10 protein-coding genes are annotated in these 12,015 nt (G+C 37.4%); 2 read left to right on the top strand and 8 right to left on the bottom strand.

Annotation, left to right across the window (positions count from 1 at the left end; translation table 11 throughout):
- Positions 1 to 55: 55 nt before the first annotated feature.
- The 5 genes from ABD682_RS14215 to ABD682_RS14195 are packed head-to-tail and all read right to left on the bottom strand — an operon-like array spanning position 56 to position 5,301.
- Positions 56 to 712: an alpha/beta hydrolase gene (locus tag ABD682_RS14215; protein WP_344742249.1), complete on the bottom strand. Its 657-nt coding sequence runs from the start codon at positions 710 to 712 to the stop codon at positions 56 to 58.
- The gene (locus ABD682_RS14210; protein WP_344742247.1) at positions 712 to 1,050 is read right to left on the bottom strand and encodes a hypothetical protein; all 339 of its coding nucleotides are present in this window, start codon (positions 1,048 to 1,050) and stop codon (positions 712 to 714) included. Before ABD682_RS14210 ends, ABD682_RS14215 begins: the two co-directional genes overlap by 1 nt.
- 1 nt (position 1,051) lies before the next feature.
- Entirely contained in the window at positions 1,052 to 2,311 is a 1,260-nt protein-coding gene (locus ABD682_RS14205) for a dihydroorotase (RefSeq protein ID WP_344742246.1), read from the bottom strand.
- Positions 2,308 to 4,233, bottom strand: coding sequence for a vWA domain-containing protein (locus ABD682_RS14200; RefSeq protein ID WP_344742245.1), 1,926 nt, complete (start codon positions 4,231 to 4,233; stop codon positions 2,308 to 2,310). Before ABD682_RS14200 ends, ABD682_RS14205 begins: the two co-directional genes overlap by 4 nt.
- Positions 4,234 to 4,293: 60 nt before the next feature.
- On the bottom strand, positions 4,294 to 5,301 hold the full coding sequence (locus tag ABD682_RS14195) for a glycosyltransferase family 2 protein (RefSeq protein ID WP_344742244.1): 1,008 nt from the start codon (positions 5,299 to 5,301) through the stop codon (positions 4,294 to 4,296).
- Between the two features lie 103 nt (positions 5,302 to 5,404).
- Here ABD682_RS14195 and ABD682_RS14190 point away from each other — a divergent pair, with 103 nt between their 5' ends.
- Entirely contained in the window at positions 5,405 to 7,297 is a 1,893-nt protein-coding gene (locus ABD682_RS14190) for a M61 family metallopeptidase (protein WP_344742243.1), read from the top strand.
- Positions 7,298 to 7,371: 74 nt separating this feature from the next.
- Here ABD682_RS14190 and ABD682_RS14185 read toward each other — a convergent pair whose 3' ends face one another.
- Positions 7,372 to 8,853: a S10 family peptidase gene (locus ABD682_RS14185; RefSeq protein WP_344742242.1), complete on the bottom strand. Its 1,482-nt coding sequence runs from the start codon at positions 8,851 to 8,853 to the stop codon at positions 7,372 to 7,374.
- Between the two features lie 39 nt (positions 8,854 to 8,892).
- On the bottom strand, positions 8,893 to 9,657 hold the full coding sequence (locus ABD682_RS14180; RefSeq protein ID WP_344742241.1) for a TIGR02757 family protein: 765 nt from the start codon (positions 9,655 to 9,657) through the stop codon (positions 8,893 to 8,895).
- A gap of 244 nt (positions 9,658 to 9,901) precedes the next feature.
- Between ABD682_RS14180 and ABD682_RS14175 the strand changes: the two genes are divergently transcribed.
- Positions 9,902 to 11,302 carry a glycoside hydrolase family 30 protein gene (locus ABD682_RS14175; RefSeq protein WP_344742314.1) on the top strand — a complete coding sequence of 467 codons (1,401 nt, stop codon included), beginning with the start codon at positions 9,902 to 9,904 and terminating at the stop codon, positions 11,300 to 11,302.
- Here the strand turns inward: ABD682_RS14175 and ABD682_RS14170 are convergent.
- Entirely contained in the window at positions 11,292 to 11,969 is a 678-nt protein-coding gene (locus ABD682_RS14170) for an ABC transporter ATP-binding protein (protein WP_344742240.1), read from the bottom strand. The two genes, ABD682_RS14175 and ABD682_RS14170, sit on opposite strands and share 11 nt — an antisense overlap.
- Positions 11,970 to 12,015 lie beyond the last annotated feature (46 nt).

The following is a 12,015-nucleotide window of genomic DNA, read 5'->3' as shown; positions in this document are numbered from 1 at the left end:
CTAAACCTCTAATGATTTATGCGATTGTTAGAGGTTTTCTTTTTAAAATAGATTTTTAGAGTCTATCGCTAAGCCAGGCCTTTAGATCGAAAAAATTCTGTGGAGCAACACCATGACCAACGGGATATTCTTTGTAAACGTGCTTAATATTTAACTCATTCAAAAAGGCAGGCGTGCGTCGTGCCCAATCCACAGGAATGACTTGATCTACACTGCCGTGTGAACAGAAAAAATCCAAATGACTATAGTTTCTGCCTTCCAAATTACCGTCTAAAATATCCCGGTTAATATAACCACTTAAAGCAATTACGTTTTTTACTTTTTCAGGGTAGGTAAGTGCCACGGCATAACTCAGAATGGTGCCCTGGCTAAACCCTAATAAGGTTACATTACTTTTATCAACGGGGTAGGCGTCTATCGCTTCATCGATAAAGGTACTAATCAGGTCTCTTGAGTCTTTCGCTTGATCGTTATCGCTCCATTTACCTTTTTCCGCATCAAAGTTAATAGCATACCAGGCATTCCCGAAAGGTTGCATTTGATAAGGTGCCCGAACTGAAATAATAAACAAAGAATCAGGCAATTCGCTGGCGAAGGAAAACAGATCGTTTTCATCGCTTCCGTAACCGTGAAACATGATCAGTAAAGGCGCATTTTCCTTTAAAGAAGAAGGTCTTGTTATATGATAAAGGGATAAGGAATCAGACATCATTATTTACCTAGATTTGCAAATAATTTTTGATAAAAAGGACCAAGAATCGGGACAGCATTGGCTTTTTTGGCTAAAGCACTACCAAATCCGTAGATGAAAAGTATCGCAAAAAATAGATAGAATCCTGAGGAAACATACCAGCTATTAAAATTTCCAACAATGTAGCCCAGCGCAAAAAAGGTTAACCAAAGTCCCAGTGATTGCCGAATATGAAAGCTCGTGAAGTCACTTTTATTTTCAGGTTCATTATTCATGAAATAGGCTATTATTACACCGAAAATAGTTAAATAGCTAACAATGGCGTAAGTTTTTCCTTTTTCGATATCTTGAGTCGTCATGTTATTTTTTGTTTAAAGACAAGGTGCTATTTGAAATAATACCGTATACCTGTCCTTTAAGTGTTTCATTTTCAAATATAGCATTCTTCGATTTTGAAAGAATGTTTCCTTTGGTAAACGTATATTTATAATCCGGATTGAAAAGCGTAATGTCTGCTTTGTTACCAACGGCTATTGGCGAATTTTTTAATCCAAAACGCGCCTTTCCACTGGTTAGTAATTGGATGGATTTATTAAGCGTTAAAAGTTTTTGAAGAGCACCAAATGCACTTTCTAGCCCAAGAGTACCGTATGCAGCATGATCAAATTCAATTTTTTTCTGCTCTATATCCATCGGGTTATGGTCACTAGTTACCATATCTATGGTGCCATCTTTTAAACCTTCAATCAACGCTTCTACATCAGTTCTTGTCCGTAAGGGAGGAAGTACTTTAAAATTGGTATTGTAATCCGCCAACGATTTATCTGTGAAATATAAATTATGAATCGCGACACTACAGCTCACATCCAATTTTTTCTTTTTCGCTTCGCGGATCCGATCTAATGCGGCTTTTGTTGAAACGGTTGGAATGTGTAATTTACCTCCGGTATATTCCAGGATAAATAAATCACGACTAACATGAAGAGCCTCTGCTAACGCAGGATTTCCTTTTAATCCCAGGCGAGTGCTTGTTTCGTTTTCATTCATTACCCCTTGTCCGGCTATTTGATCTTCCTGAGGAAACGAACAAACCAAACCATCAAAATTACTCGCGTATTGCAAGGCGATCTTTAAGAGATTCGGATTACTAACAGCTTTTTTATAATCGTAAAAGGCAACGGCTCCTGCAGAGTGCATGTCGAAAAGTTCGGCCAGATCTTTACCCTCACTTTTTGTAGTTAATGCCCCTAGCGGAACCAGGTTTACAGCATGGTTTTTTGCTTTTGATACAACAAACGCAATATCTGAACTCGTATCAATTACCGGATGTGTATTCGGGTTTAAGCCCACTGCAGTAAAACCTGAGCTCGCAGCAGTCTTTAAACCATTAGCAATAGTTTCGCGCTCTTCGTATCCCGGTTCACCAAAACAGACACTACTATCAAACCACCCTCGTGAGATGTGCAGCTTATCCAGCGTTATTTCCTGATACTTTTTTGAATTAGTTATGGAGGAGGCAATCTTCGTAATGACACCATTTTCGATTAAAACATCTTGAGTTGTATTGTGAAACTCACTTTCTGGATCTATAATGGTGGCGGCTTTGAGAAGGATATTCATTTAAAATATTTTAAGATGGCCATTTCAATTATCAAAAGTGCTGCTGCAAAAATAACAAACCATTTCCATAAGGCATTAATTTTTGTCTCACTTTTTATCGTATCGAAAATCTGTTCAATGGAATTGCTTACAAAGCTCCCTTTAAGGCTTGAAATATCAATGTAATTCATTCTGCTTTCAGATCTATCGTAATTGAAGCTAACATATTCCAGAGTTTCTTCTTTATTTTTTATAGCATAAATTCCAGCTATATCCGGAATGTTATCTGCCTGAATACGTACTTTGGTATTGAAATATTGTTGTTGAGGTATATAAGAATGACCTTTATTTTCCATAGATAATATATCATCTTGACCCAATTTTACTTTGACATCGAAACGATTAGGCTGACCGATGATCATATAAAGGCTGGGGATATCTAACCCATATTTGGCCATATTATAAAACGTTGGCACAATGAGTGGTGAATTTTTAAAATTTGAATTGGCTTCGTTCAGAGGCGCTGTGAGCAAGAAAAGTTTATTTGAATCTATTAGAAATGGCTTTAGATCTTCAAATTCTAAGGCAGAAGCTCCCTGTGAACGAGACAGTTCATAATATTCATTCACCCTGGGGTATTGAAAATTAGTAACTTGTTTTTCAAAAACTCCTTTTCTGAACAGCGGATGACTATAATTGATTTTCGTTATGCGCTTTTCAGAATTATTAAAAGAGTTAAGCGCCAGACCGTATGTAGTTAAAAAGGAATTATAACTTTTAATTTCCGTATTATTTGAGGGAATGATGGTTAATGCACCACCGCGTTCCAGAAAACTTTTTAAAGCTGAAGCTAAGGCAACCGGCAACGCTTGCAATTCATTAAGAACGATGAGGTTTTGGGCGTCCAGAAGGCTATAATCTAATTGAGATTCTGAAGTAGAACTAAAATTGAATTCATCAGGTGTGTAGATCCGTTTTAAAAATGAATCTGATGCTCCATTAATAGCAAGTACGTTAATTTTCGGAGGTTTATTGATATTGAAGTACAAGGTATTATCGAACTGCAAGCTATTGTCATCAATGGATAATCTACCCTGAATTGGTTGGTTATCCGGAAGTGTAAAAATAGCTTCCGAAGTCTCATTCATTTCAACCGCTGTTTTTGCAATTAAGTTTCCTTGATCAAACAGAGAAATAGGCACCGTATTTCCAGATTTATCAAAATCGGTTAACCGGACGTGCAAGGAAAGGTTGCCTGAATTTTCTTTTTCAATAAAAGCACTGTCAATGGCGATATTGTTACGGCTTTCAGGTTGTAACTGAATGGGAAACAGCTTTAAGGTTTTATCTTCAATAAATTGGAAATCATTATCATTATCCTGAAAATCTGAGATAAAAACAAGGTTTTTAATACTACTCGAATTGTTTGTAAATAGTGTTTTTGCTTTTAATAAGGCCTCGTTTGTGCTTAGTGAGCTTCCGGTATAGTCGAGTTCCAGTAAATCATTTTTAATGGCTTTGATGCTTGTATTTCGGTAAATTTCATTATTCGTGATCAAAGATATTTTACTGTCTTCAGGAATAGTTGCCACTAATTCCTGGATGGCTCTTTTAAGAAGCGGACCTTTGGTACCCTGGGCCTGCATGCTAAAAGAATTATCAAGATAAATAACCGTTTCTACTCGTTTTTTAGCACCACTTTGAGGACTCGTAAACGGTTGTGCGAATGCTAAAATTAGAGCCGCAAGGGCCAGAAGTCTTGTGGCCAGGATCAACCATTTTTTTATTTGTGAGCTCTTTCGGGTTTGAAGGGTCGCTTTTTTTAATAAAGCGACATTCGTAAATTGTTCTTTTTTAAATCTTCGAAGTTGAAATAAATGAATAATTATCGGGATGAGCAGTAAAAATAGGGCGTAAAGAAGTTCCGGGTGTTTAAACTGCATCGCTTTTTAGATTTGTCAAATATAGAAAATGAAATCGACATTTATTTCAATTTTGTGGTATTAACACACGAAAATATAATCTTCAACTGGCTTTAGTTCTAAGGCATTCAAATAATTTCTAATTTGTTTTTGTGCTTTAGTATTAGCAACTGTTATAATACTTTGTGCATTTTCAATACTTTTTAAAGCTTCAAATGATTTCATTGTTTTTCCATAAATGGTCTTTCCGATCTTTTTGGGGTTATCGCAAACCCAATCAAAAGGGACCTTTTCTTTAAGAAGGTGTTTGGCAATTTTTTTACCCTTATAACCGGCACCCCAGATCACCAGATTTTTATTTGGATCATGATCAATATCCAGAAAATATTTCATCTTAATATTCAAAAAATAATTTTGGGCATAGTGCACATGTGTTCTTGACGTTCGGCTACTGTAATCGCGCCATAAATGTAATACCGTATTGCAGGGAATACAGTTATAACCGGCTTTATAAAACCGAAAGGTGAGATCGTAATCTTCGGGATAATCATAATGGTCAAAGGCTCCGGCTTTTATAAGATCACCTCGATATGCCATCCAATTTGGAGATGGAATCACACATTCTTTATAAATTTCAGAAAAATTATCACCATTTTGAGTTAATTGGTTTAGCCAATTTTCATAACGTTTATAACCGGGTTTCACCCCATTTTCAGCAAAGTACTTCACTTGCCCCACGGCAATGTTTCCTGGTCCGGCCTGGATCAAATTATTTATAAGAACTTCAAGCTTTTCCGGTGTCATGATATCATCACTATCCATGCGGGTTATCATGTCTCCCTGACTGTTTTTAAAGGCAATCCGAAGCGCTTCAATAATACCGTTCCCAGTATTTTTAAAAAGTTTTATTCGCGAATCTTTTTTTGCAAATGCTTCTACGACCTCGTAACTGGTATCTGAAGAATGATCGTCTACAATAAGCAATTCCCAATGCTCATAAGTTTGATTAATAATGGATTCTAAACAGGCTTTTAAAAAAGGCGCTGTATTTTTGAAAGGGGTTAAGATGCTTACCAAAGGATTTTGCATTTTCGAATATACGAAATACTCAATTTAACAAAACCTTAAGAACACCCCTTGTAACATTGTAGTATTTTTCAGGTCGTATTAAAAATAACATAAAAACCATTTTATGAGAGCGAAAATACTTGCCCTGTTTATGGCAGGATTACTAGTAGTAAGTTGTAATTCTACCAAATCAACTACTAACGATTTAGCAACAGTTGTACCCATCGAATCTTCAATTAATCTCACTAAAGTTTCCAACGATAAAGTTCCTGTAACTATCGATCCCGGACGTTTTACACAAAAAACAATTACTTTTCGATTACCAAAAGTAGTACAGGGAACCTACGCCATTAGTGATTTTGGAAAATATATAGACGATTTCAAAGCGCTTGATTATTCAGGAAAAGAAATGCCCTTTGTTCACGTTGATGATAATACCTGGACGATCTCTGATGCTAAAAACCTGGATAAAATCACCTATTGGGTAAATGATACCTTCGATCAGGAAAAAACGGGAGGCATCGGTTATGATGTGCCTTTTTCTCCTTCCGGAACAGATATTGAACCTGATGAATTTGTGTTGAATTTACATGGATTTGTAGGCTATTTTGAATCTTTACAAAATCACCAGTATAAAATTGAAGTTACGTCACCATCCGATTTTAAACGCGTTTCAGCGCTTCCTGAAAGTTCTGAGAAAACAAGTGAAGACGGACAAACGTTGACAACAACCTATTTGGCCAATCGCTATTTTGATGTTACCGATAACCCAATGATGTATGGTAAACAGGATGTTGATGCGTTTAACGTGGGGAATATTAAAATTGTTTTAAGTGTATATTCTCCTTCAGGAAAACACACGGCAGCTTCTTTAAAGAATACGGTTTATAAAATGATGCAGGCTCAAAAAGCCTTTTTAGGGGATATAAATTCAACACCGGAATATCATATATTTTTATACCTGTCTGAAGGAACCGATGGCTATGCCAAGGGCTATGGCGCCTTAGAGCACCACACGTCTACAGTGGTGGTATTTCCAGATGCCTATTCTAATGAAGAGTTGGGTAGTGGCATGATCGATGTGGTTTCGCATGAGTTTTTTCATATTGTAACCCCGCTTTCAGTGCATTCTGAGGACATTCAATACTTCAACTACAATAACCCGACATTTTCAAAGCATTTATGGATGTATGAAGGTGTAACGGAATATTTCGCAAATTTATTTCAGGTGAATCAGGGCTTGATCGATGATTCCGCATTCTATAAGAAATTGATGGATAAAATCAATTATTCAAAGCAAATGGATGATGCTATGAGTTTCACCATAATGAGTGAAAATGTATTGAAAGCGCCTTACAAAGATCAATACCTGAATGTGTATCAAAAAGGGGCCTTGATCGGTATGTGTATCGATATCATGATGCGCGATGAAAGTGATGGTAAGCGTGGGATTTTATCATTAATGAAACAGCTTTCTGAGAAATATGGTAAAGACAAACCTTTTGAAGATGATGCCTTAATTGATGAGATCATTGCCATGACCTATCCGTCTTTAAAGCCTTTCTTTTATGATCATGTAATTGGTGATATTCCTATTGATTATAACCAATATCTAGCTAAAGTAGGCTTGAAAATTGGAGAAGGTCGTGTTGAAACCGGATATATCCAAAACGGATCGGAATTGATATTGGCCGGTAGCGGACAAACAGGACAAATTTTCTTTACGGATGCGGTAAGTGATAATAGTTTTTGGCATGATGCGGGAGCAGAGCCCAACGACGTTATTAAAAGTATAAATGGTACACAGATAACGCTTCAAAATGCTAATGAGATTTTAAATGGTGTAGCGCGATGGACACCAGGTCAAGAGGTAGAAGTTATGCTTGAGCGCGATGGTGAACCTGTAGAGATAAAAACCACAGTGACTAAATCGTACACTCAGGGCACCGGTATCGTAGATATGGATACTGTAACGCCACATCAAATGGAAATTCGCGAAGCCTGGTTGAAAGGTTAATTTTCCAATAGTAATAGAAAAAGAAAGGCGGAAATCAATGAGATTTCCGCCTTTTTACTTTCATGATAAATATTTTAGTACTTCGCCGATGTTTCAGGATTCATTGTAGACTTAATAAAATTTCTAAGATCGTTAGTTGCTTTTATTAAATCATCATTTCGGATATACATCATATGACCGGAACGATAGGCTTTGTAGGTAAAGCGATCTTTTAATTTGCCGCTGGGATCAATTTGTCCCATAGTGTATTTTGCACCAAAATAGGTTGTGGCGCCATCATAATATCCGGATTGGATCAACACCTTTAAATAAGGATTCTGAACCATAGCCTGACGCAATCCATCGCGTACATTATCGTTTTCTCTGTCCCATGGATTTACATTTCCAAACATATTATATTTTACATCAGTTTTGAAGTTTAAAAAACTTCTGATGTAATAATTAATAGCAGGTGTAAACGCATGATTCCAGGTTGTTAATTCCGGACTATAATCCGGTCTGCTACCCGTTTCACGTTTATCAATACCCAGATATCTGGAATCCAAACGTCCTATAATCATACCTTCAGAATTACGAAGTAGATCTTTCCAGAAGAAGCTCGTAGGAACATCAAGATTGTTCTTCATGATACTTTCTTTACTCAGACCTGAGTAGAAAGACATTTTTTCAGCAACCGTATTTTTTTCAGCTTCAGAGATCATTCCGCCTTTGGCTAATGCAGGCATTAACTTGTTAATGGCAAAGTCTTCCGCTTGCGGTAAAATATCTGTAAGATCTTGTTGCTGAAGCTCTGCCGGCAGCATTTTGTGATACCAGGCTGCAGCGGTATAATAGGGTAGATTTAAAGCTGAATAAACCGGCTGGCTTGTGCTGTATAATTTATAGTCGGCAGGCGATACCATAATAACACCGTTAAGATACATCCACTCATTACTTTGAAGTGCATTAGCTAATCCCATAACGCGGGTTCCACCGTAACTTTCACCGATAATATATTTTGGAGATTCCCAACGCTGTTTACGAGTTACAAACGTATTGATCCACTCAGCAAGATATTTTATATCGGCATTGATACCGAAAAAGGTTTTTCTATCAGGAAGTTTACCGTCTTTGTCAGGTATCATTCGGGAAAATCCTGTATTTACCGGATTTACATACACAATATCGGCTACATCAAGTATAGAGTTTGGATTATCACGCATACCATAGGGCTGAACGGGATAACCTTCATCGTCTATGTTTAAAACTTTAGGTCCGGTATAGCCAATGTGCATCCAAACGGAAGCAGATCCGGGTCCGCCGTTAAATGAGATCACTAAAGGTCGTTTAGCGCGATTTTTCACATTATTACGTTCATAATAGGTGTAATAAAGTGTAGCAATGGGGTTACCATCATTATCCCAAACCGGCTGTGTTCCGGCTGTTGCCGTATAGGATAAATTTTGTCCGTTAATAATTCCTGTGTGGTTGGTTACCACCATGGTGTCCACCGGGATTTTTCTCGATTGAGAGAAGCTCAAAAAGGTGGTGAGCAAAAAAATTAGAGTTAGTCGCATAAAATTCATATTTGGATTATTATTAAATTCATCTTATTTCTAAAAACTTTCGAAAACGCCCAAACCGAACAAGGCATAGTCGTATTTTACAGGATCTGAAGGATCCAATTGTCGCAAATTTTTATCTAGTTCTGCTAAAGCTTTAGCATCATTTTGTTTTCGTTTCAACAGACCTAATTTCCGGGCTACTTTTCCTGAATGAACATCCAACGGACAAGATAGGACTGCTGGAGAAATAGATTTCCAGATACCAAAATCTACACCGGCGTTATCCCTTCTGATCATCCACCTTAAAAACATATTAAGCCGTTTTGCCGCGGAATTCTTCAAAGGATCACTGATATGTTTTTTACTTCGTTCCAGATGTTCAATTTCGAAAAAACGGGATTTAAACTCGGAGATAGCAGGCTGTAGGGATTTAGAGGTTCCGTGGTTGGCAAAAATAGGTTCCAGGCCACCATAATTTTTGTACAGATGTTGTAAAGAGTTTACAAACTGTATACAATCTAAACCGTTAAACGTGCGATGCACAAATGGCATTAAACGTTCGAGATCGGATTCCTGGTGGTTCATAACAAAATCGTAAGGTGATTCGTCAAAAAGTTGCATTAATCTCTCGGCATTATTGATGATGCTTTTCCGGTTTCCCCAGGCTATAGTAGCAGTAAAAAAACTTGAAATTTCAATATCTTCTTTTTTAGTATAGCGGTGAGGTACCTGAATAGGATCACTTTCAATAAACGCTATATTATTGTATTGTAAAACCTTGGCATCAAGAAAGTCTTTAAGGGCTTCTTTTTTCAATGCGTCTTTTTTGTAAAAATACAGGTTTTTGGTCAAATTTCTAAGAATTCCTTTGACATAGGCTTCAATAATTAAATTATAAAAACTTAAATTAGTGTTCCATAATTTTCAAGAACTTTACGGAAGCTTTTGAACTTTAATAACTAAACTAAACATTATGAAAACTTTTTACGGTTTACTAAGCCTAATTTTTCTTCTCAACGCTTGCAAACAAAATGCATCTAAAACACCTATAGAAAATCAAATGAATCAAGACACCATTTCTAAGTATTCGGTTGCTAACAAATCAGTTATGGTTTATACAACCGCTGAAAACACTGCACTTAGATTAACTAAAACTGCCGCGAAAACCTTTGTGAAAGCAGAGCAACCTGTAGAATCTGAAATTTCAGTTTTTGTGAACACAAATAAAACCTTTCAAACCTTTATGGGGATAGGTGGCGCCATAACGGATGCCTCGGCTGAGGTATTTGCAAAATTACCAAAGGACAAACAAGAGACCCTGTTAAAAGCCTATTACGGTAAAACAAATGGTATAGGGTACAGTTTGGCCAGAACAAATATACACAGTTGCGATTTTAGTTCAGGTAGTTATACTTATGTATCGGATGAGGCTAAAGACCTAAACACCTTTTCTATAGCTCACGATACTGTATATCGAATTCCTATGATCAAGCGGGCTATAGCCGAAGCTGGAGGAGACTTGTTATTATATGCAAGTCCGTGGAGTCCGCCGGCCTTTATGAAAACCAACAAAGACATGCTTCACGGCGGAAAGTTACTACCGGAATATGCAGAAGCCTGGGCCTTATATTACACCAAATTTATTAAGGCTTATGAAGCCCTCGGAATTCCAATTTGGGGTATCACAGTGCAAAATGAACCAATGGCCAAGCAAATATGGGAGTCTTGTATTTATTCTGCTGAAGAGGAGCGGGATTTTCTTAAAAATCATTTAGGACCAACGATGGAAGCCGAAGGTCTTGGTGACAAAAATATAGTGGTTTGGGACCATAATCGCGATCTTATCAACCATCGAGCCAATACTATTTTTGAAGATCCCGAGGCGGCAAAATACGCCTGGGGCACTGGTTTCCATTGGTATGAAACCTGGGCAGGCGGAGACCCTATGTATGATAATATTAGAAAGGTGAAAGAAAACTTTCCTGATAAAAACCTGTTGTTCACTGAAGGTTGTAGCGAAAGTTTTAATGCCGATCATTATGAGTATTGGCCAAATGCCGAGCGTTATGGTAGTTCCATGATCCACGATTTTAATAATGGCACGGTGGGTTGGACCGACTGGAATATTTTACTTGATCAACACGGAGGTCCTAACCATGTTGGTAATTTTTGTTTTGCGCCGGTTCATGCGAACACGGATACCGGAGAACTGATTTTTACGCCGTCGTATTATTACATCGGTCATTTTTCAAAATTCATTCAGAAAGATGCTAAGCGCGTCAGCACGGCTTCAAGTAGAAGTCCGTTGTTGAGCACTTCTTTCATGAATCCGGACGGTTCATTGGTTACTATCGTGATGAATCAAAGTGACGATGCTATAAATTATAATACCATTATTGATAACAGTGAAGTAAAGCTTGAAATTCCAGCGCATGCCATGCAAACACTGGTTATTCAATAAGTTCTTTAGCTAGAATTTTACCATCCACCATGGTGAGTTTTCGATCGGCCATATTAGCAAGATCCTCATTGTGGGTAACGATAACGAAGGTCTGGCCAAATTCGTCTCGAAGTTTAAAGAATAAGTGATGCAGTTTTTCAGCTGATTCGCTGTCCAGGTTTCCTGAAGGTTCATCAGCAAAGATGAAATCCGGGTTGTTGATCAGTGCCCGGGCTACAGCTACACGTTGTTGCTCGCCGCCGGAAAGCGCACTGGGTTTATGTTCGTAGCGTGCTTTCAAACCCAGAAAATCCAATAACTCTTTAGCGCGTTTTTCAGCTTCAGCTTTTTTGGTACCCATGATAAAAGCCGGTAAACACACATTTTCTAAAGCAGAAAATTCAGGGAGCAACTGGTGAAACTGGAAAATAAAACCAATATGTTTATTTCTGAAATTTGCCAATGCTTTATCATTCAAAGTTTGAATATCGGTATCGTTAATTTTTAACTGAAAACCTTCGGAAGGAGTTGCCTTGTCCAGCGTTCCTAAAATTTGAAGTAAGGTGGTTTTCCCGGCACCTGAAGCTCCTACGATAGAAACAACTTCACCTTTTTTTACAGCGATATCAACGCCTTTTAAAACTTCTAATTCACCGTAGTATTTATGAATATTCTTAGCTTCAATCATAGATTTATGAATAAGGTGTGAATTTAATACTTTAGATGCTTTTGGA

It is taken from the genome of Gaetbulibacter aestuarii, from assembly GCF_039537665.1.
Taxonomy (GTDB): Bacteria; Bacteroidota; Bacteroidia; order Flavobacteriales; family Flavobacteriaceae; genus Gaetbulibacter_A; species Gaetbulibacter_A aestuarii.
Note: the sequence above shows the minus strand (reverse complement) of the source record. Positions and strands in the feature narration are given on the sequence as shown.